Source organism: Mesorhizobium sp. M4A.F.Ca.ET.090.04.2.1, from assembly GCF_003999085.1.
Lineage (GTDB): Bacteria > Pseudomonadota > Alphaproteobacteria > Rhizobiales > Rhizobiaceae > Mesorhizobium.
Window position 1 is genome coordinate 1 of sequence record NZ_RZOT01000039.1, and the last position, 18,287, is coordinate 18,287.

An 18,287-nucleotide genomic window follows, 5' to 3' on the forward strand; every position below is an offset into this window, starting at 1 on the left:
TTTCATGACCGCGACGCTGCCGGCCCAGACCGAGGCCGACGACCCGTTGATGTCGCCGGTAACCTTCGCGCTGGCCGGCAGCCGTCTGGTCACCGTGCGCTATCACGAACCGAAGGCCTTCAAGACGTTTCCGCTGCGCGCCGAGAAGGTGGCGACCGGCTGCACCAGCGGCGACACCATCCTGATCGGCCTACTGGAAGCGATCGTCGACCGCCTCGCCGACATTCTGGAGCGCGCCGGCCGCGACGTGGAAGCGATCTCGCGCGATATCCTCGAGGCCAGGTCGACCAAGGTCTCCAAGCGCAACCGCGACTTCCAGGAGTTGCTCAAGGCCATCGGCCGCAAGGAGGACATCGCCTCCTCGATCCGCGACAGCCTGATCTCGCTGCAGCGCCTGGCCGGCTTCCTCGCCCACGTCGCGACCCAGACCAAGATGAGCAAGGACATCCGCGCCCGCGTCAAGACCCTGTCGCGCGACGTGCTGTCGCTCGCCGACCACGCCACCTTCCTGTCGCAGAAGATTTCGTTCCTGCTCGACGCCACCCTTGGCATGATCTCGATCGAGCAGAACGCCATCATCAAGATCTTCTCGGTCGCCGCCGTCATCTTCCTGCCGCCGACGCTGGTCGCCTCGATTTACGGCATGAATTTCAATGTAATCCCCGAACTGAAATGGGAGTTCGGCTACCCCTTCGCCATCGCCATGATGGTGATCTCGGCGATCCTGCCCTTCTGGTATTTCCGCCGCCGCGGCTGGCTCTGACGGCGGCGCCGCCCTCCGGCTGGCTCACCAGAAATGACTTGACCAAATGCCTGTTGGCCGGCATCCGGGATGCCCGATCCTCGGGATCGCGCGTTCGCCTAATCGGAAATGGACCATGACCGGAAAGACCTGGGCCTATGAGGATTTCGTCGAGGGCGCCTCGCACGACCTCGGCACGAAAAATGTAAGCGCTGCGGAGATCATCGAATTCGCCAGCGAGTTCGATGCCCAGCCGATGCACCTCGACGAGGCGGCCGGCAAGGCCAGCATCCTCGGCGGCTTGTCGGCTTCGGGTTGGCACACCTGCGCGATGTTCATGCGCATGCTGTGCGACGCCTTCTTGCTGGACTCGACCTCGCAAGGCTCGCCCGGCATCGACCACGTCAAATGGAAGAAACCGGTCCTGGCCGGCGACACGCTTTGCGGCACGGTCACCGTGCTCGCCAAGCGCCAGTCCAAGTCGCGGCCTCAGCTCGGCCTCGTCTCCATGCGCAGCGAACTGTTCAACCAACGCGGCGAAAGCGTCTTCGAGCTCGAGAACACCGGCATGTTCCTCGCGCGTGATGCCGCAAAGGACCCGTCATGACTTTGGACGAGTTCTTCCTGATCGGCCAGACCGTCACGCTCGGCGCGCACAAATTCGGTCCGGACGAGATCAAGGCCTTCGCCCGCAAATACGACCCGCAGGTCTTCCACGTCGATGAGGAGGCCGCGAAGAACAGCGTGCTCGGCGGCTTATGCGCCTCGGGCTGGCACACCGCGGCCACCTGGATGAAATACAATCTCGAAAAGCGCATGGAGACCGAGGGCGTGCGCTGGACAGGCCCGGGCCCACAACCCGAATTCGGCCCCTCGCCCGGCTTCCGGAACCTGAAATGGTTGAAACCGGTCTATGCCGGCGAGACCGTCACCTTCTCGCGCACCGCGCTTGCCCACCGCCCGCTTGCCGCGCGTCCCGGCTGGAACCTGCTCACGCTGCGCTGCGAAGCCTTCGATTCGACAGGCGACAAGGTCATCGAATTCGACAGCGCGGTGCTGGTGAAGGTGGAGTAGTGAATGGTGAATGGTGAATGGTGAGTAGTGAGCGGCAGGTAGAGACCCAGCGTCTCTCATTGAGCAATGATCTTCACTATTCACTATTCACTATTCACTATTCACTAGTGCCCCTCGAACCCGATCAGCGTCCTTACCGGCACACCGAGCGCTTCGAGCTTCTGGCGCCCGCCGAGGTCCGGCAGGTCGATGACGAAGCAGGCGGCGACGATGTCGGCGCCAATCTGGCGCAAAAGCTTCACCGCCGCCTCCGCCGTGCCGCCTGTGGCGATCAGGTCGTCGACCAGGATCACCTTCTCGCCCTCCGAAACGCCATCCTTGTGCATCTCCATCTCGTCCAGCCCGTATTCCAGGCTGTAGGCGACGCGCACCGTCTCGTAGGGCAGCTTGCCCTTCTTGCGGATCGGCACGAAGCCGGCAGATAGCTGATGGGCGACGGCGCCGCCGAGGATGAAGCCGCGCGCCTCGATGCCGGCGATCTTGTCGACCTTCAGCCCGACATAGGGATGCACCAGCTCGTCGATGGCGCGACGAAAGGCACGGGCATTGCCGAGCAAGGTGGTGATGTCGCGAAACAATATGCCCGGCTTCGGATAGTCGGGAATGGTGCGGATGGCCGCGAGCAGCGTTTCTTCGAGAGAGGATTTCATGGGCGGTTGATCCGTTGCCGTAGAGTTTTGCCGGCTAGAGCCGAAAAAGAAAAGGGCGCCGTCCGGCGCCCTCGCATTTTTCCGGCAAGTCCCGGCTCAGTGCGCCACGTCGGCCCATACCTTGCGCTTGGTCATGTAGACCAGGGCGCCGAACAACGCCAGGAACACCAGCACGCGGAAGCCGGTCTTCTTGCGGTCCTCCAGGTGCGGCTCGGCCGCCCACATCAGGAAGGCCGAGACGTCGCGCGAATACTGGTCCACCGTCTGCGGCGAGCCGTCGTCATAGGTCACTTGGCCGTCGGAGAGCGGCTTCGGCATCTTCAGCGACACGCCGGACAGGAAGTACGGGTTGTAGTGCGTACCCTCTGGAATCACCATGCCGGCCGGCGGCGTCTGGTCATAGCCGGTGAGCAACGAATGGATGTAGTCCGGGCCGCCCTGGGCGTACTGGGTGAAAATATCGAAGACGAAGCGCGGGAAGCCTCGCTCGACGCCGCGTGCCTTGGCCAGCAGCGACATGTCGGGCGGAGCGGCGCCGCCATTGGCCGAAGCGGCCGCCTGCTCGTTCGCGAACGGCGCCGGGAAGTGATCGGACGGCTTGCCAGGGCGGTCGAACATGTCGCCGGCATCGTTGGGACCGTCATGGATCGTGTATTCGGCGGCCAGCGTTTTCACCTGCGCGTCCGAATAGCCGAGCCCTTCCAGCGTGCGGAAGGCCACCAGGTTCATCGAATGGCAGGCCGAGCAGACTTCCTTGTAGACCTTCAGGCCACGCTGCAGCTGGGCCTTGTCATAGGTGCCGAATGGTCCGGCGAAGCTCCAGCTCATTTCCTTCGGTTCGTCGATCGGGAAATGTGTCGGTGCGGCCGCGTTGTGTTCCTCCTCGGCGATGGCCGCGGTGCCCGCGGCCAGCAAGCCAAGCAGAGCCAGCGAGGTGAGAATCTTTTTCATACCCAAATCCCCTTAGATTCTCAGCCCTTGGTTTCCGGCGCGGCGTTCGCGCCAGCCGGATGGCCGGCGCCGGCACCCTTGTTCTTCTCCAGCACCGCCTCGGTGATCGAGTTCGGCAGACGCCGCGGCGTCTCGATCAGGCCGAGCACCGGCAGCGCAACCAGGAAGAAGGCGAAGTAGAACAGCGTTGCCATCTGCGCCATGAAGACGTAGCTGCCTTCCGCCGGCTGCGAACCCAGCCAGCCGAGCAGGATGGCGTCGGCCACGAACAGCCAGAAGAACAGCTTGTACCAGGGTCGGTAGACCGCCGAGCGCACCTTGGAGGTGTCGAGCCAAGGCACCAGGAACAGCATGGCGATGGCGCCGAACATGCACAGCACGCCGCCGAGCTTGGAGTTGATCGGCCCGATATTGAAGGTGATGGCGCGCAGGATCGCGTAGAACGGCAGGAAGTACCATTCCGGAACGATGTGGGCCGGCGTCTTCAGCGGGTTGGCCACCGTGTAGTTGTCCGGGTGGCCGAGGAAATTCGGCAGGTAGAAGACGAAATAGGCGAAGACGAACAGGAACACGATCATGCCGAACGCGTCCTTGATGGTCGCGTAGGGCGTGAAGGCGACCGTGTCGGTCTTCGACTTGACCTCGATGCCGGTCGGGTTCGATTGCCCGACGACATGCAGTGCCCAGATATGCAGCACGACGACGCCGGCAATCATGAACGGCAAAAGGTAGTGCAGCGCGAAGAAGCGGTTCAGCGTCGGGTTGTCGACGGCAAAGCCGCCGAGCAGCAGCTCCTGGATCCAGTTTCCAACCAGCGGAATGGCGCTGAAGAAGCCGGTGATGACGGTGGCGCCCCAGAAGCTCATCTGCCCCCACGGCAGCACGTAGCCCATGAAGCCGGTGGCCATCATCAACAGGTAGATGATGCAGCCGAGGATCCACAGCAGCTCGCGCGGCGCCTTGTAGGAACCGTAATAGAGGCCGCGGAAGATGTGGATGTAGACGGCGACGAAGAAGAACGAGGCACCGTTGGAATGGAGATAGCGCAGCAGCCAGCCCGAATTCACGTCGCGCATGATCTTCTCGACCGAATCGAAGGCGAGAGTGGTGTCGGACGTGTAGTGCATCGCCAGAACGATGCCGGTCAGGATCTGCGACGCTAGCATGATCGACAGGATGCCGCCGAAGGTCCACATGTAGTTGAGGTTGCGCGGCACCGGATAGGCGACGAAGCTGTCATAGACCAGCCTGGGCAGCGGCATGCGGGCGTCGAACCAGCGTCCGATACCGGTCTTGGGCGTATAGGTCGAGTGTCCCTCGCTCATCGAAATATCCCCTGCCTCAACCGATAAGGATCTTGGTATCGGAAATGAACTTGAATACCGGCACCGCCATATTCTCGGGCGCCGGGCCTTTGCGGATGCGGCCGGCGGTGTCGTACACCGAGCCGTGGCACGGGCAGAACCAGCCGCCGAAATCGCCTTCCTGGCCGAGCGGGATGCAGCCGAGATGGGTGCAGACCTGGACCATGACCATCCAGGCTTCCTTGCCGGGCGTCGTGCGGTTGGCGTCGGTCGCCGGAGCGTCGGCCGGCAAATTGGCGTTACGGGCGATCGGGTCCTTCAGGTCGGCGAGATCGACGGCCTCCCCGTCCTTCATCTCCTTTTCGGTGCGGTTGCGCACCACGACCGGCTTGCCGCGCCACTTGACGACCAGCGACGAGCCCGGCGTCAGCGAGGAGACGTCCACTTCGACCGAGGCCAGCGCCAGTGTCGAGGCGTCGGGGCGCATCTGATCGATGAACGGCCATGCGACAGCCCCCGCGCCGACCACCGCGGCCATGCCGGTGGCGACATAGAGGAAATCACGACGGTTGGGATCGTGGGTATCGGTTGCGCTCACGGGTGCCTGATCCTTTCGCCTCTTCCGTGCCGGCGGCCGAGCCTTGTCCCCGCTCAATCGCGCCGGCCCGACAGCGCATGGCGAACAGGCTAGCGAATTCCTCCGGCATTTGGAGTTCGGTTTATGCGTGAAGCCAGTTTTTGTCCAGTCGGGTGAAGGCACAAGGTCAGATTGTCGCGGGGGCTAAATCCGGCGCCGGGTGGCACCGCGCCGAAGGATCGCCAACTGGCCGGAAACGGGGGGAAAAACAATGGCAAACCGGTGCCGCGCCTTTGCCTCGACAGCAGGCGCCGGCTCGGTCTATCCTGCCGTCATGGCGCATGTCATCGACCGCGACAAATGGGCCAGGATGCCCGACCGTTGGCAAGGCGAACTCGAGTGCGGCGCCTGGGGTTCCAACTCCTGCCTGATCTTCAACTTTCTGCCCGGCACCGGTGGCGGCCCGCGCCTGCACCGGCACCCGTACAGCGAGATATTCATTGTCCGCCAGGGCAGCGGCCTGTTCACGGTCGGCGACCGGGAGATCGAGGCATTCGCGGGCCAGATCCTGATCGTGCCGCCCAACACGCCGCACAAATTCACCAATCTCGGTCCCGGCCCGCTGGAGACCATCGATATCCACGAGAACGGCAGCTTCGTCACCGAGTGGCTGGAGTAGATCCCGAACCTCCTGTTCGGCAAGAGTCCCGAAGGCAGCGCCTATTTCGCGCCGAGCCTGACCAGAACCGCTCTCGGGATATTGTATTCGCGGATGACCGCATCGTGCTTGCGCAGGCCGCAGAGCTCGCGCTGGATGAAGTAGGCATGGACGGCCTCGGCGGCATCCTTGAGGAGCCGGGGCCGCCTTTCCTCATCGCCGCCATCCTCGCGCAGTCTCGCCAGCGTCTGCTCGACGCGCTGGCCGGCGCGGCCGAGCGCCGCCGCCTTCTCGGCGAGGATTTCGTGGCCGAGCAGGTCGAGCGCGTTGTCCTGCGCGCCCGCTCGTCCAAAATACGAAGGCATGCGAACCGACATTCCTCTTCCTACTCCGCCGGCCGCGTCTCTTCCAGCACGCTTTCCTCATTGAACAGGAAACCGCCGGACTGCCGCTTCCAGAGCCGCGCGTAAAGCCCGTCCAGCGCCACCAGCTCGTCATGGGTGCCCTGTTCGACGATGCGCCCGCCGTCGAGCACGACCAGCCGATCGAGCGCGGCGATCGTTGACAGGCGGTGCGCGATGGCTATCACGGTCTTGTCTTCCATCAGCCGCGCCAGGTTTTCCTGGATCGCCGCCTCGATGTCGGAATCGAGCGCCGACGTCGCTTCGTCCAGGATCAGGATCGGCGCATCCTTGAGGAAGACGCGAGCGATTGCCACACGCTGGCGCTGGCCGCCTGACAGCTTCACGCCGCGTTCGCCGACATAGGCTTCGTAGCCGGTGCGCTCGCGATTGTCGCGCAGGCCTGTGATGAACTCGTGTGCCTCGGCCTTCCGCGCCGCCGCGATCACTTGCGCCTCGGTCGCGTCCGGCATGCCGAGCTTGATGTTGTCGCGCAGCGAGCGATGGAACAAGGCCGTGTCCTGGCTGACCACGCCGATATTGGCGCGCAGCGAATTCTGTGTCACCTGCGCGATGTCCTGGCCGTCGATCAGGATCTTGCCGCCCTCGAGGTCGTAGAGGCGCAGGATCAGGTTGGCCAGCGTCGTCTTGCCTGCTCCCGATGGGCCAACCAGCCCGACCTTCTCGCCGGGCCTGACGACGAGGTCGATGCCGTCGAGCACGCCGGCCCCCTTGCCGTAGTGGAAGGTCACGTTCTTCACATCGATGCGGCCGCCGGCCACGATCAATTCCTTGGCCTCCGGCGCGTCGATGAGGCCGAGCGGCTGCGAGATCAACGCCTTGGAGTTCTCCAGCACACCGAGATTCCTGAGGATGCCGTTGAGCTGCATCATCACCCGGCCCAGTAGCATGTTGAGCCGCAAGACGAGCGAAAGCGTGAAGGCGACGGCGCCGACGGTGATCGAGCCTTCGACCCAGAGATAGATGGCAAAGCTGGCGATGGTGGTGATCATGACGCCCGACAGCGTCGTCAGCGCCATGCGCACGCCGGTCAGCCGGCGCGTGAACGGACGAAGCGCATCGAGATAGATGTCGAAGCCGCTCCGGATGTAGCGGTCGTCGCCATCGGCCGAAAACAGCTTCAGCGTCTGCACGTTGGAGTAGGAATCGACGATTCGGCCGTTGATCATCGAGCCGGCCTCGGCGGTGGCCTCGGCGTGCCTGCGGATCGCCGGCAGATAGCGCTTGGCCAGAAAGCCGAAGGCGGCGATCCAGATCACCACAAGCACTGCCAGCCTGAAATCGAGGCCGGCGACCAGCACCAGCGTCGTCACCGTATAGACGATCATGAACCAGATGACCTCGATGAAGCTCTCCATCAGGTCGCCGGTCGCCTGGCCAGCCTGCCAGACCTTAGTGGCGATGCGGCCGGCGAAGTCGTTCTGGAAGAAGGCGTAGGACTGACGCGAGACATGGCGATGCGCCTGCCAGCGCACCAGATTGTAGAAGCCGGGCGTGATCGTCTGCTCGTCGACCAGTGCCGACAGGCCGACCACGGCCGTGCGTATGACAAGCACCACGGCGCCCATGAACAGGAGTTCAGGGCCGGCGGCGGTCCACAGCGCATGCCAGCTGCGCTCGCCGGGAAGCTGATCGAGGATGTCGACCAGCCGTCCGACGAAATAGAACAGCCCGGCCTCGACCAGTGGCGCGATGCCGCCAATGACCAGCATGGCGAAGAAGGCGAGCTTCGCCTGCCCGACATAGTGCCAGAGGAAGCCGCCGACACCCGCGGGTGGCCGAAGAGACGCAGGCTCGCGGAATGGATAGACCCAGTGCTCGAACCAGCGATAGACGGCTTGCATCATTCCGCGGCTTCACCCTTGGCAATAACGTCGTTGTCGGCCTCGGCCGGAGCCTCATCAAGCAGGAAACCGCCCGACTGGCGTTGCCAGAGCTGCGCGTAGAGCCCGCCCTTGGCGACGAGATCCTCGTGCGAACCCTCCTCGATGACGCGACCCTTGTCCATGACGACGAGCCTGTCCATCGCAGCGATAGTCGACAGCCGGTGCGCGATGGCGATGACGGTCTTGCCCTGCATCAGCCGGTAGAGGTTTTCCTGGATCGCGGCTTCGGCCTCGGAATCGAGCGCCGACGTCGCCTCGTCGAGGATGAGGATCGGCGCGTCCTTCAGCATGACGCGGGCAATGGCGATGCGCTGCCGCTGGCCGCCGGACAATTTGACGCCGCGGTCGCCGACATGGGCGTCGAAACCCGTGCGTCCGCTGGCGTCGATCAGCCCGCCGATGAAGTCGATCGCCTCGGCCCGCTCCGCCGCCTCGACCAGCATCTCATTGGTGGCATCCGGCCGGCCGTAGAGGATGTTCTCGCGCACCGAACGGTGCAGCAGCGAGGTGTCCTGCGTCACCATGCCGATCTGCGCGCGCAGCGAATCCTGTCTCACCGCAGCGATCTCCTGGCCGTCGATGAGGATCCTGCCGCTTTCCAAGTCGTAGAAGCGCAGGAGCAAGTTGACCAGCGTCGACTTGCCGGCGCCCGAGCGGCCGACGATGCCGACCTTCTCGCCCGGCCTCACGGTCAGCGACAGATTCTCGATGACGCCCTTTTGCTTGCCATAGTGGAAACGGATGTCCTCGAAGCGGATCTCGCCTTGGCTGACGGCGATGTCCTTGGCGTCCGGCCTGTCATCGACCAGGCGCGGCAGCGAGATCGACGCGATGCCGTCCTGCACCGTACCGATATTCTCGAACAGGCCCGACATCTCCCACATGATCCATTGCGACATGCCCCACATGCGCAGCACCAGGCCGATCACCACGGCGACCGCACCGATCGTCACCGCCTGGCCGAGCCACAGCCACAGCGACAGCGTGGTGACCGAGAACAGGAGCAGCGCGTTGAGGATGTAGAGCAGGCCGTAGAGCACCGTCACCAGCCGCATCGACCGGTAGACCGTCTCGAGAAAGCCCGTCATGCCCTCCTTGGCGAAGGACGCTTCGCGGCGCGCATGGGAAAACAGCTTCACCGTCTGGATGTTGGTGTAGCTGTCGACGACGCGGCCGGTCATGGTCGAGCGCGCATTGGCCTGCTCCTCGCCGACCTTGCCGAGCCGCGGGATGAAATAGCGTAGCAGCCCGATATAGCCGACCAGCCAGATAGCGAGCGGCGTCGCCAGCCGCCAGTCGGCCGAACCGACGATGAACAGCATGCCAAGGAAGTAGACGATGACGTAGTTGAGCACGTCGATGAGCTTGATGACGCACTCGCGCACGGCGAGCGCCGTCTGCATCAGCTTGGTGGCGATGCGGCCGGCGAACTCGTCCTGATAGAAGGTCATCGACTGCTTCAGCAGGTAGCGGTGCACCTGCCAGCGGATGCGCATGGGATAGTTGCCCATCAGCGTCTGCTGGTTAAGAAGCGAGTGGAACCACACGGTGCCCGGCAGCGCGAACAACACGATGAAGGCCATGCCTGCGAGCTTCCAGCTCTCGGTCTGCAGGAAGGTCTCGCGATTTTGCCCCGAGAGCCAGTCGACGATGCGGCCCATAAAGCCGAACATCCACACTTCGGCGACGGCAATCGCCGTCACCAGGAGCGCGTCGAGGATGATGTAGGGCCAGGCGCCGCGCGTGTAGTGCACGCAGAAGGCGACCAGCGTCTTGGGCGGTTCGACCGGCTCCGCGGCCGGGAACGGATCGAGCTTGTTTTCAAACCAGCGGAACATTGCAGGCACTCGACTGTCTATGCGCTCACGCGGCGCGGGATTGATGGACAAGCTTCCTCGACCGTGCAGCGCCGCGGGCCGGCGATGCAGAATCATCTGCATCGCCGGCCCTGCTTCGCGCTATATAGGGTGTCGCGGGCTTTTCGCCGACAGGCTCAGCCGACGATCCTGACGCCCCAGAGTTTGCGGACGAAAAACTGGCACCTGCCCGGCTTTTCGCGCCGGGCCGGATCAGCCTGATGAGGCGACGCACCAGCGAAGGCCGGCTGTGATCGGGCACGGCGCGTGAGAAGTCGACGTCCGGCAGCATGCCGCGATGCGGACGCCGGCGCGTCTCGGCGTGCACTGCCGACGAGTAGGTCTCGCCGACCAGCAGCGCCCAGGTCGCCATTCTGCGCTCGTGCAGGTTTCTTGAGCCGGGTATTTTGTAGGGATCGAACATCGGTCCATCCTCCATGTGCAAATGCGATAAAAAGGGTGACGCAACATCGACCTCCGGCATTCGGCCGAAGGGGCCGGGTACGTCGGTGCGCGCAGCGTCGGTCCGGACATGACGGCAGGCGTCAGTCAGAGCACGGTCAGGTGGGGCGTCAGGCCCCTTTGGGCGTCTGAAAAACATCGCAGGATTCCTTCGAGAACCGAAAACTGGGTTCGGCGGGAATCGGAGCGATCAAGTCTTAGAGAGTCAGGAGAATCGTCGTACCGAAACCGCCGCGGGGCGCATAAGCCCCCAGGAGGGGCGCTGGTTGTGCATGGTCATCATGAATTCCCCCTCCATCGGTTCGGGTTGACGATGAAAGGCGTATACTCGACTTCGCAGAAAATGGCCACCCGCCAGTCCAGCAATCTGCGAAACCTGGAAATCCCTGTGGCCGATCTGCCACTTATTAGAAAGACGCGGAAATGAACGACCGTCTCCGCATCGCGCTCTACCAGCCTGACATTGCCGGCAACACCGGAACGATCCTGCGCTTCGCCGCTTGCCTCGGCCTCGGTGTCGACATCATCGAGCCGGCCGGCTTCCCGCTCTCCGACCGGGCGCTGAAACGGGCCGGCATGGACTACCTCGAAATGGCTGATCTGACCCGGCATGTCGACTGGCACGCCTTCGAGCAATGGCGCGCGGGCGACGCGCGGCGGCTGGTGCTGCTCACCACCAAAGCCGCCGCCGCCTATACGGACTTTGCCTTTGCCGATGGAGACGTCCTGCTTTTCGGTCGCGAATCCGCAGGCGTGCCGGATCCGGTCCATCACGCTGCGGATGCGCGACTGACCATCCCGCTGCGGCCAGGCGCGCGCAGCATCAACGTCGCGCTGTCTGTCGCCATGGTCGCGGGCGAAGCGATCCGCCTGCTCGGATAGGATCCGCAATCCGCCATCCCTGCCATCGCCGACGGCGGTGGTTTCTCCAGTCAGTCTCGCCCAGGCGCACATTGCCTTCTCCTGCATTTGCCCGATCAGGATTTCTTCGCTACAAGCTCAACCTAACTTGAGGTCAAGCGGAAAGTGGGAGATGGCTCCAGCAACGGAACTGACGGTCGGCCAGGTGGCCATGCGCAGCGGCGTGGCTGTATCGGCGCTGCATTTCTACGAGACGCGCGGACTGATCCGCAGCCACCGCACGGCGGGCAACCAGCGGCGCTACGGCCGCGACGTGCTGCGGCGCGTGGCGATCATCCGCGTCGCCCAGGAAGTCGGCATCTCGCTGGCCGAAATCGCCACGGCGCTGCAATCCCTGCCCGAGGGCCGCACGCCGACGCGCGAGGATTGGAATCTACTTTCGACGGCTTGGCGCAACGGGCTCGACCACAAGATCAACCAGCTGAAGAAGCTGCGCGACGGCCTGAGCGACTGCATCGGCTGCGGCTGCATGTCGATCGACAGATGCCCGCTCAGGAACAAGGAAGACCGGCTGGCGCGGGAGGGCACCGGAGCGCGAAGGCTGATAGCGCGCTGATCACCCCACTGGGGCCGCCACTCTCAATCCGCCGCCGGCAGCCGCCTTATCGTGAATTCGATGACGTCGCCTGGCCGCTCGAACCAGCTTTCGATCTCGGTCCAGTAGGCCTGCTTGGGGAAGCGCTCGAACCATTCCTTGGCCTTCAGGCGGGCGTCCGAACGCGGCAGGATGAAGGTCTCGCGCAGGAAGCCGTCGCGCGGCATGCGCTCGCGCTCGGCGCGCGAGCGGTCGAGCCTTTTCTTCAAGCCATCCAGCGGCGGTCTTGCCGGGGTGCGCACGAAGGAACTCCTTGCACCGTGGTCGGGACTTGACCCTTGCTCCTAAGAGATTAGGGATCGCGCCCGGAAAAGACGAGTCCTTTATCGTCCGCGACTGGAGACCTGATTTTGGAACGACCTGAAATACCGGTGGGCCTGCCGGCCGACATCGAGCAGAAGAAGATGAAGGCCCGCCTGTGGTTCGAAGCGTTGCGCGAGCGCATCTGCGCCGCCTTCGAGCAGATCGAGCAGGATCTGACGGGTCCGCTGGTTTCATGGTCGCCTGGCCATTTCGAGAAGACCCCCTGGGAGCGCGACGATGGCAAGGGCGGCGGCGGCACCATGTCGATGATGTATGGCCGCGTCTTCGAGAAGGTCGGCGTCCACACCTCGACCGTCTACGGCGAGTTCTCGCCCGAGTTCAGGAAACAGATGCCGGGCGCGGAGGAGGATCCACGCTTCTGGGCAAGCGGCATCTCGCTGATCGCGCATCCTTGGAACCCGAACGTGCCGGCGGTGCACATGAACACGCGCATGGTCGTCACCTCGCGCCAGTGGTTCGGCGGCGGCGCCGACCTGACGCCGGTGCTCGACCGTCGCCGCGTCCAGGACGACCCGGATACGCTCGCCTTTCACCGCGCCATGCAATTTGCCTGCGAGAAGAACGCCGGCGTCGCCGACTACGCCAAATTCAAGGCCTGGTGCGACGAATATTTCTATCTGCCGCACCGCAACGAGCCGCGCGGCACCGGCGGCATTTTCTTCGACTGGCTGCATTCGGGCGAGGACAAGGGCGGTTGGGATGCCGATTTCAACTTTGTCCAGGATGTCGGGCGCTCTTTTCTCGTCGTCTACGGACACCTGGTAAGGGGCAATTTCAACGACAACTGGACCGACGGCGACCGTGACGAACAACTCATTCGGCGGGGCCGCTACGTCGAATTCAACTTGCTTCACGATCGCGGCACCATCTTCGGGCTGAAGACCGGCGGCAATGTCGCCTCGATCCTGTCCAGCCTGCCGCCCGAGGTCAGATGGCCATAAAATATCGGTGAGCGGGATGTGAACCGCAATGCGGTCCCATTCGCCGAATCTGGGCGCGCAATGTGGCGCCTTGATTATCTTTTTCGTCTAATAGGCATTTGAAAAATCAGGGCTATTTGTCGTTTCCGGGCCGGGAAACGCCGGCGGTTCCTCCCCTCTGAGCCGCGACGCGACGTGACCGGACGGCCCATGATTGAGTGGGGTGCCTTGCCAACCGGGTGCCCGCATTTTCCAGGAGAACATGCCATGCGCAAGCTTATTGTGACGGCGGCAACCGCTGCTCTTCTCGCCTCTGGTGGCGCCGCGTTCGCGGCGGTCAAGCACACCACGGGCACGGTGAAGAGCTTCGATGGAACGGCCATGAGCCTCGTTCTTGATGATGGATCCACCTTTACGCTGTCCAAGGCCTTCAAGGATCCTGGCCTGCAGGCTGGCGAGAAGGTCCGCGTTTCCTGGGACATGAACGGCAAGAACAAGATTGCCGAGGCAGTCAAGATCATGAAGTGACGGCCTGCTCGCAGGAGGAAGTCGGGGTCATGTCCGGTCTTGCTCCGAGGTAGCGTAAGAGGGCGGAGCAGCGATGCTCCGCCTTTTTCGGCTCTGCCGGCAACCAAAACCCTCGAACCGTGTTATGGTTGCTCGCCAGTGCGCGACCCGGAAACTTCTCGGTTTTCGACAAAGGATCGTGCACGCATCGAGAGTGCGGACGTCCGTCGGCGCTGCAAGGAGGAAAGGAAAATCCGATGAAGGAATTCCACTGCGGATCGCTCGTGCCCGGCTGTGAATGGCACACACGCGCCGAAGAAGAGGCCGAGGTGATGCGCCGCGCCGTCGAGCATATGCGCGAAACGCATGGCGAAACGACCATTCGCGAGACAATGATCGAGGCGATCCGCTCGCGAATCCAGAAGGTTCGCGACGCCGCGTAACGCCTTCCGGCCGGATCAAATCGCGGCAATTGCGCGATCCAGCCCAGCAAAGCGGGATGCCGGAGCCACAGGCATCCTGCCCCGCTTGCCGGCCACGGCTGCCGGACAGCGCAAATATTTCAATCAAATACTTATATTCGCACCTGCTTGGATAACCCGGCGGTAACGGTAGTCGTGCCACTGTCGGGCGAATGAACCGGGTACAGGGGCCGTCAGAGCCCGCCGCCAACAGGCGCTGGTCCGGAAACGGTGGGGCGAGGTGTTTTCGCGCATGCGCGAAAGGTCCGGCAATCGACGCAGGTACCGCGCGATAGCACTGCTGCTGTCGGCCTTCCTTGGCGCGTCTCCGGCAACGGCCCAGGAGATTACGACTTCACTGATTGGCATGCACCAGGGTTCGCCGCTCAGCGACCGCGCCAGGAACCTTGGCGACGGCGGCTACGAGTTGCAGAGCGGATCCTGGGTTTCGTTCAACCAGTGGTACCACGCCAGCTGGGTCGATCTCCACGTCGACTTCCTCACCCAGCTGACGGAAAACACCGGTATTTTGTGGGGGCTCGGCACCGGAGAAAAAGCCGAGAAGTACAGCATCGGACCCAGCTTCAAGCTGGGCTTCCTCACGCAGACGCATCCGACACCGAGCAGCACCCTGTCGATCTCGCTGACCTCGACGATCGGCGGCAACCTCACCGAAAAGCCATGCGTGGCCGACTATGGGGATTTGGGCACCTACAGCGTCAACTGCCGGCTCGCTGCCGCCGAGATGGCACCTGAGGAAACCCTGAAATATCTGGTTAACGCTAAGCCCGAGAGCATGCATCTGTGGCTGAACTACCGTGTTACTTTCTGAGCTTGGAGGCTGCCATGAGCAAGTCAACCCACCCCGAAGGTCGCAATCGTCCGTCCTGGTTCCTGTTTGACTGGAGTAACAAAATGTCAGCCAACCACTGGAAATTCGGCCTCGCCGCTGCGCTCGCCATCCTCTCAGCGCCGATCGCATCGGCGCAGGAAGCCCTCGACGCCGACGAGACGGCCGCGCTCTGCCACGGCGGCGGATCGATATGTGTGAGCGCAGCGATTCCGGCCGCGCCGGCGACGCAAGCGCTGCAGAGCTGGATGACCCCCGACGTCGGCGTCGCGTGGGCCGCGGGCTACAAGGGCAAGGGCGTCACCATCACCATCGTAGACGACTTCAGCAGCTCATCGCGCTTCTCCGGCAATTTCGGCCTCGGAGTGCAAACCCAGCGACACGGCGAATGGACCCGCCAGGAGGCCAGCATGGTCGCGCCGCTGGCAACCATCAGGTCGAAGGACTTCTCGACGGGGACAGCCGTCTCGCTGGCGCCCGGTCTCAACGTGCTCAATCTGAGCTACGGCATGTACGCCAAGGCGGGCTACAGCGTCAGTCAGATCGGCTGGGCACCGGAAGAAGCCTCGATCATCTCCTATGCCACCAAGGGGTCGGCCGTCGTCTCGAAGGCAGCCGGCAACGATGCCGTCGCCGTCGGCGGTATCAAGAATGGTCAGCAGGACTACCTCGACCTCGCGCTGGTCGGCAAAGCCTCGGCGATCTTCGTCGGCGCGCTCTCCACCAACGGCACGACGACCAGCAAGGCCCAGCTTGCCTCGTATTCCAACTACGCCGGCTCCAACCCGCTGGTGCAGAGCCATTTCCTTGTCGTGGGTGTCACTGGCAGCAAGACCAGCCTTTACGGCACCTCCTTCGCGGCGCCGATCATTTCCGGCTATGCCGCGATCGTCGGCAGCAAATTCACCACGGCAACGCCGACACAGATCACCAACCAGTTGCTCAACACAGCCCGTACCGACACGCTGGTCAACTACAATGCCTCGGTCTATGGCAAGGGCGAAGCCAGCCTTTCACGCGCGCTGGCTCCCGCTTCCATCAAGTGAGCCGCACCTAAGCTTCGAGTGCCTTTGCGGCGCGCTTGATGAGCGCGCCGCGGTCGAGGGTAAAACCGGACCCGATCCATTCCTTCTCGAGATTTTTCAGGATCGCGCCGAGCTTCGGGCCGGGCGACGCGCCGAGTTCGGTGAGATCGGCGCCCTTGATCGGGAATACCGGCTTTTGCCATTTCGACCCGAGGGCAAGCAGGCGCGAGAAACCACCGGCGTCGATCAGTGCCTGGTTGTCCTCGGCAGCCCGCGCCCGCGCCGAAGCCAGCGAAAGCCGCAGCCGGTCGCCAATGCCGTTTCGGTCGCCGAGATAAAGTTTCTTCGCCAGTTCGCCTTCGCTCGTCTTGGGCTCGATCGCCGCCGTCAGCGCCCAATGCCGCAGCCGCTCCGCCTCGGCTGCGGAAAACTTCAGTCTTCCGGCAAGCGTCTTCAGCCGCGCCGCATCAGGCGGCACCATGGCTTCCAGCCTAAGCAGCGGGTCGGCTGTCCAGCCCAGGTCCCTCTCGGTCCGGATCAGCCCATGGATGGCGTCGATGCCCCATTTCTCGCTTTCCGGCAGAACGCTGGTAAGCACGCCGGCCTGACGCATCCATAAAAGAGCGCGTGACGGGTCCGGCGCCGACAGGAGCTTCTTCAGTTCAGACCAGATGCGCTCCGCCGAGAGCTGGCCGAGCCCGTCCTTCAGCCGCGCGCAGGCCTTCAACCCTTCGGCGTCGGGTCGACCGTCGCCATACCAGGCAAAGAATCGGAAAAAGCGCAGGATGCGCAGGTAATCCTCACGGATGCGCGCTTCCGCATCACCAATGAAGCGCAGCCGGCGCGCCGCGATGTCGGCGATGCCGCCGACCAGGTCGACGACGTTTCCGTCAGCTTCGGCATAAAGCGCGTTGATGGTGAAATCGCGCCGCTCGGCGTCGAGCTTCCAGTCGCGCCCGAACGACACCTTGGCCCGCCGCCCATCGGTCTCGATATCGGCGCGTAGCGTGGTGACCTCATAGGCCTTGCCGCCGGCGATCGCCGTGACGGTGCCATGCTCGATGCCGGTCGGTACCGTCTTGAAGCCGGCCGCCTCGGCCCGGCGGATGGTCTCCTCGGGCAGCGTTGTCGCGGCGATATCGATGTCGGCGACCGGCTGGCCAAGCAGCGTGTTGCGAACGGCGCCGCCGGCGACGCGCGCCTGCTCACCGCCTTCCGCCAGGGCGGCCAGCAGACGCTGCAGGTGCTTTTCATTGAGCCAGTCGGCCCTGCCCGCGAGCGATACCGGAGCACTCAAGCATAGAGCCTTTCATAGAGGGTGCGGATGATGCCGGCGGTGACGCCCCAGATGCGCTGGCCGCCATAGGGCATGTCATAGAAGAACCATTCGAGGTCGTCCCACATGCGGCTGTCCCTGGCGTGGTTGGCCGGGTCCATCAGGAATCGCAGCGGCACTTCGAAAGCGGCGTCGACCTCGTCGGCATTGAGCGTCAAGGAGAAGCCTGGCCGAACCACCGCCAACACCGGCGCGATGCGGTAGCCGCTGCCGGAAACATAGTCAGGCATGCGGCCGATGATCTCGACATGATCGCGCTCGAGGCCGATCTCCTCGAACGTCTCGCGCAATGCGGCCGCTTCCGGATTGGGATCGGTTGGATCGATCGTTCCGCCTGGAAAGGCCACCTGGCCGGAATGGCTGCGCAGCTTCTCCGCCCGCTTGGTCAGAAGCATCGTCGCCTCGGCGCCGTGATCGACGACCGGGATCAGCACGGCGGCATCGCGCAGTGGCTTTGCGTGCTTCAGCCTAGGATGGCCTGGATTGAAGCGATGATCGCCATAGTCGTCGCCGGCATGTGCGTCTGCCTGAGCGGCGACGCGCTGGCGAAAATCCAAGGTCGAGAACGGCGGCGGCGTCACCTGGTCCATCACGCGCTGAGCCGTTTCAGCTTCTCGGCGGGCATGATCGGATAGACCTCGCCCCTGGAGCGCACGGCAAACATCGTCCTGCCGTCGATGTCGATCTCCTCGCCATGCTCGACCAGTTCGTACATCACCGGCCGCGCCACCAGCGCATCCAGCCGGCCGCGCGCCAGCACATAGGG

The 18,287-nt window shown here is 63.7% G+C and carries 22 protein-coding genes and 1 pseudogene; 11 read left to right on the plus strand and 12 right to left on the minus strand.

What is annotated here, in order from left to right:
* The 3 genes from EN781_RS05025 to EN781_RS05035 all read left to right on the plus strand — a co-directional run.
* A partial coding sequence (locus EN781_RS05025) for a magnesium transporter CorA family protein (RefSeq protein ID WP_127399829.1) occupies positions 1 to 763 on the plus strand: 763 nt, incomplete at its 5' end.
* A gap of 115 nt (positions 764 to 878) precedes the next feature.
* Positions 879 to 1,349, plus strand: coding sequence for a MaoC family dehydratase (locus tag EN781_RS05030; protein WP_126058676.1), 471 nt, complete (start codon positions 879 to 881; stop codon positions 1,347 to 1,349).
* Positions 1,346 to 1,816 carry a MaoC family dehydratase gene (locus EN781_RS05035; RefSeq protein WP_126058675.1) on the plus strand — a complete coding sequence of 157 codons (471 nt, stop codon included), beginning with the start codon at positions 1,346 to 1,348 and terminating at the stop codon, positions 1,814 to 1,816. Before EN781_RS05030 ends, EN781_RS05035 begins: the two co-directional genes overlap by 4 nt.
* A 104-nt stretch (positions 1,817 to 1,920) precedes the next feature.
* Here EN781_RS05035 and EN781_RS05040 read toward each other — a convergent pair whose 3' ends face one another.
* From EN781_RS05040 to petA, 4 genes are all read right to left on the minus strand, one after another.
* Positions 1,921 to 2,466 carry an adenine phosphoribosyltransferase gene (locus EN781_RS05040; protein WP_126058674.1) on the minus strand — a complete coding sequence of 182 codons (546 nt, stop codon included), beginning with the start codon at positions 2,464 to 2,466 and terminating at the stop codon, positions 1,921 to 1,923.
* 96 nt (positions 2,467 to 2,562) lie between these two features.
* Complete coding sequence (locus EN781_RS05045) at positions 2,563 to 3,417, minus strand: cytochrome c1 (protein WP_127399830.1); 855 nt, start codon at positions 3,415 to 3,417, stop codon at positions 2,563 to 2,565.
* 20 nt (positions 3,418 to 3,437) lie between these two features.
* Positions 3,438 to 4,742 (minus strand): cytochrome b N-terminal domain-containing protein, encoded by a 1,305-nt coding sequence (locus tag EN781_RS05050; protein WP_126058672.1) that lies wholly within the window; start codon positions 4,740 to 4,742, stop codon positions 3,438 to 3,440.
* A 16-nt stretch (positions 4,743 to 4,758) separates the two neighbouring features.
* A complete protein-coding gene (gene petA / locus EN781_RS05055) occupies positions 4,759 to 5,319 on the minus strand; it encodes a ubiquinol-cytochrome c reductase iron-sulfur subunit (protein WP_126058671.1) in 561 nt (186 codons plus the stop codon).
* Positions 5,320 to 5,632: 313 nt separating this feature from the next.
* On the opposite strand from petA, the gene EN781_RS05060 reads away from it, so the two are divergent.
* Positions 5,633 to 5,977, plus strand: coding sequence for a cupin domain-containing protein (locus EN781_RS05060; protein WP_126059383.1), 345 nt, complete (start codon positions 5,633 to 5,635; stop codon positions 5,975 to 5,977).
* Between the two features lie 41 nt (positions 5,978 to 6,018).
* Here the strand turns inward: EN781_RS05060 and EN781_RS05065 are convergent, their stop codons facing one another.
* Genes EN781_RS05065 through EN781_RS05080 form a run of 4 tightly spaced genes read right to left on the minus strand, consistent with a single transcriptional unit; the run spans position 6,019 to position 10,544 of the window.
* Positions 6,019 to 6,333, minus strand: coding sequence for a DUF6665 family protein (locus tag EN781_RS05065; protein WP_126058670.1), 315 nt, complete (start codon positions 6,331 to 6,333; stop codon positions 6,019 to 6,021).
* Positions 6,334 to 6,341: 8 nt separating this feature from the next.
* Positions 6,342 to 8,225 (minus strand): ABC transporter ATP-binding protein, encoded by a 1,884-nt coding sequence (locus EN781_RS05070; RefSeq protein WP_127399831.1) that lies wholly within the window; start codon positions 8,223 to 8,225, stop codon positions 6,342 to 6,344.
* Positions 8,222 to 10,102, minus strand: coding sequence for an ABC transporter ATP-binding protein (locus EN781_RS05075; protein ID WP_126058668.1), 1,881 nt, complete (start codon positions 10,100 to 10,102; stop codon positions 8,222 to 8,224). Before EN781_RS05075 ends, EN781_RS05070 begins: the two co-directional genes overlap by 4 nt.
* A 25-nt stretch (positions 10,103 to 10,127) precedes the next feature.
* A complete protein-coding gene (locus EN781_RS05080; protein WP_245455414.1) occupies positions 10,128 to 10,544 on the minus strand; it encodes a hypothetical protein in 417 nt (138 codons plus the stop codon).
* 461 nt (positions 10,545 to 11,005) lie between these two features.
* On the opposite strand from EN781_RS05080, the gene EN781_RS05085 reads away from it, so the two are divergent.
* Positions 11,006 to 11,464 carry a tRNA (cytidine(34)-2'-O)-methyltransferase gene (locus EN781_RS05085; protein ID WP_126058666.1) on the plus strand — a complete coding sequence of 153 codons (459 nt, stop codon included), beginning with the start codon at positions 11,006 to 11,008 and terminating at the stop codon, positions 11,462 to 11,464.
* A gap of 151 nt (positions 11,465 to 11,615) precedes the next feature.
* A complete protein-coding gene (soxR, locus tag EN781_RS05090; RefSeq protein ID WP_126058665.1) occupies positions 11,616 to 12,059 on the plus strand; it encodes a redox-sensitive transcriptional activator SoxR in 444 nt (147 codons plus the stop codon).
* A gap of 23 nt (positions 12,060 to 12,082) precedes the next feature.
* Here soxR and EN781_RS05095 read toward each other — a convergent pair whose 3' ends face one another.
* Positions 12,083 to 12,340, minus strand: coding sequence for a hypothetical protein (locus EN781_RS05095; RefSeq protein WP_126058664.1), 258 nt, complete (start codon positions 12,338 to 12,340; stop codon positions 12,083 to 12,085).
* Positions 12,341 to 12,448: 108 nt separating this feature from the next.
* Between EN781_RS05095 and hemF the strand changes: the two genes are divergently transcribed.
* From hemF to EN781_RS05120, 5 genes are all read left to right on the plus strand, one after another.
* Positions 12,449 to 13,363, plus strand: a complete 915-nt coding sequence (gene hemF / locus EN781_RS05100) for an oxygen-dependent coproporphyrinogen oxidase (RefSeq protein WP_126058663.1) — start codon at positions 12,449 to 12,451, stop codon at positions 13,361 to 13,363.
* Between the two features lie 246 nt (positions 13,364 to 13,609).
* Positions 13,610 to 13,870: a DUF1344 domain-containing protein gene (locus EN781_RS05105; RefSeq protein WP_126058662.1), complete on the plus strand. Its 261-nt coding sequence runs from the start codon at positions 13,610 to 13,612 to the stop codon at positions 13,868 to 13,870.
* Positions 13,871 to 14,106: 236 nt separating this feature from the next.
* Positions 14,107 to 14,292 (plus strand): DUF1059 domain-containing protein, encoded by a 186-nt coding sequence (locus EN781_RS05110; protein WP_126058661.1) that lies wholly within the window; start codon positions 14,107 to 14,109, stop codon positions 14,290 to 14,292.
* A gap of 271 nt (positions 14,293 to 14,563) precedes the next feature.
* Entirely contained in the window at positions 14,564 to 15,142 is a 579-nt protein-coding gene (locus tag EN781_RS05115; protein ID WP_126058660.1) for a hypothetical protein, read from the plus strand.
* Between the two features lie 83 nt (positions 15,143 to 15,225).
* Positions 15,226 to 16,206: a S8 family serine peptidase gene (locus EN781_RS05120; RefSeq protein WP_126058659.1), complete on the plus strand. Its 981-nt coding sequence runs from the start codon at positions 15,226 to 15,228 to the stop codon at positions 16,204 to 16,206.
* 7 nt (positions 16,207 to 16,213) lie between these two features.
* Here the strand turns inward: EN781_RS05120 and EN781_RS05125 are convergent, their stop codons facing one another.
* From EN781_RS05125 to EN781_RS05135, 3 genes and pseudogenes are all read right to left on the minus strand, one after another.
* Positions 16,214 to 17,482 carry a CCA tRNA nucleotidyltransferase gene (locus tag EN781_RS05125; RefSeq protein WP_126058658.1) on the minus strand — a complete coding sequence of 423 codons (1,269 nt, stop codon included), beginning with the start codon at positions 17,480 to 17,482 and terminating at the stop codon, positions 16,214 to 16,216.
* On the minus strand, positions 17,479 to 18,111 hold the full coding sequence (locus EN781_RS05130; protein ID WP_126059382.1) for a CoA pyrophosphatase: 633 nt from the start codon (positions 18,109 to 18,111) through the stop codon (positions 17,479 to 17,481). Before EN781_RS05130 ends, EN781_RS05125 begins: the two co-directional genes overlap by 4 nt.
* A pseudogene (locus EN781_RS05135) lies at positions 18,111 to 18,287 on the minus strand (DUF1285 domain-containing protein); the annotation flags it as partial. The pseudogene EN781_RS05135 and the gene EN781_RS05130, both read right to left, overlap by 1 nt.

What these genes read in the sequence shown, in the direction of transcription:
- EN781_RS05080 (WP_245455414.1), bottom strand. Translation starts at nt 10,544, where the DNA reads ATGTTCGATCCCTACAAAATACCCGGCTCAAGAAACCTGCACGAGCGC.
- EN781_RS05085 (WP_126058666.1), top strand. Translation starts at nt 11,006, where the DNA reads ATGAACGACCGTCTCCGCATCGCGCTCTACCAGCCTGACATTGCCGGC.
- EN781_RS05110 (WP_126058661.1), top strand. Translation starts at nt 14,107, where the DNA reads ATGAAGGAATTCCACTGCGGATCGCTCGTGCCCGGCTGTGAATGGCAC.
- EN781_RS05060 (WP_126059383.1), top strand. Translation starts at nt 5,633, where the DNA reads ATGGCGCATGTCATCGACCGCGACAAATGGGCCAGGATGCCCGACCGT.
- EN781_RS05035 (WP_126058675.1), top strand. Translation starts at nt 1,346, where the DNA reads ATGACTTTGGACGAGTTCTTCCTGATCGGCCAGACCGTCACGCTCGGC.
- EN781_RS05115 (WP_126058660.1), top strand. Translation starts at nt 14,564, where the DNA reads ATGCGCGAAAGGTCCGGCAATCGACGCAGGTACCGCGCGATAGCACTG.
- EN781_RS05045 (WP_127399830.1), bottom strand. Translation starts at nt 3,417, where the DNA reads ATGAAAAAGATTCTCACCTCGCTGGCTCTGCTTGGCTTGCTGGCCGCG.
- EN781_RS05120 (WP_126058659.1), top strand. Translation starts at nt 15,226, where the DNA reads ATGTCAGCCAACCACTGGAAATTCGGCCTCGCCGCTGCGCTCGCCATC.
- EN781_RS05130 (WP_126059382.1), bottom strand. Translation starts at nt 18,111, where the DNA reads ATGGACCAGGTGACGCCGCCGCCGTTCTCGACCTTGGATTTTCGCCAG.
- EN781_RS05040 (WP_126058674.1), bottom strand. Translation starts at nt 2,466, where the DNA reads ATGAAATCCTCTCTCGAAGAAACGCTGCTCGCGGCCATCCGCACCATT.
- EN781_RS05070 (WP_127399831.1), bottom strand. Translation starts at nt 8,225, where the DNA reads ATGATGCAAGCCGTCTATCGCTGGTTCGAGCACTGGGTCTATCCATTC.
- soxR (WP_126058665.1), top strand. Translation starts at nt 11,616, where the DNA reads ATGGCTCCAGCAACGGAACTGACGGTCGGCCAGGTGGCCATGCGCAGC.
- EN781_RS05065 (WP_126058670.1), bottom strand. Translation starts at nt 6,333, where the DNA reads ATGTCGGTTCGCATGCCTTCGTATTTTGGACGAGCGGGCGCGCAGGAC.
- EN781_RS05030 (WP_126058676.1), top strand. Translation starts at nt 879, where the DNA reads ATGACCGGAAAGACCTGGGCCTATGAGGATTTCGTCGAGGGCGCCTCG.
- EN781_RS05075 (WP_126058668.1), bottom strand. Translation starts at nt 10,102, where the DNA reads ATGTTCCGCTGGTTTGAAAACAAGCTCGATCCGTTCCCGGCCGCGGAG.
- EN781_RS05050 (WP_126058672.1), bottom strand. Translation starts at nt 4,742, where the DNA reads ATGAGCGAGGGACACTCGACCTATACGCCCAAGACCGGTATCGGACGC.
- EN781_RS05105 (WP_126058662.1), top strand. Translation starts at nt 13,610, where the DNA reads ATGCGCAAGCTTATTGTGACGGCGGCAACCGCTGCTCTTCTCGCCTCT.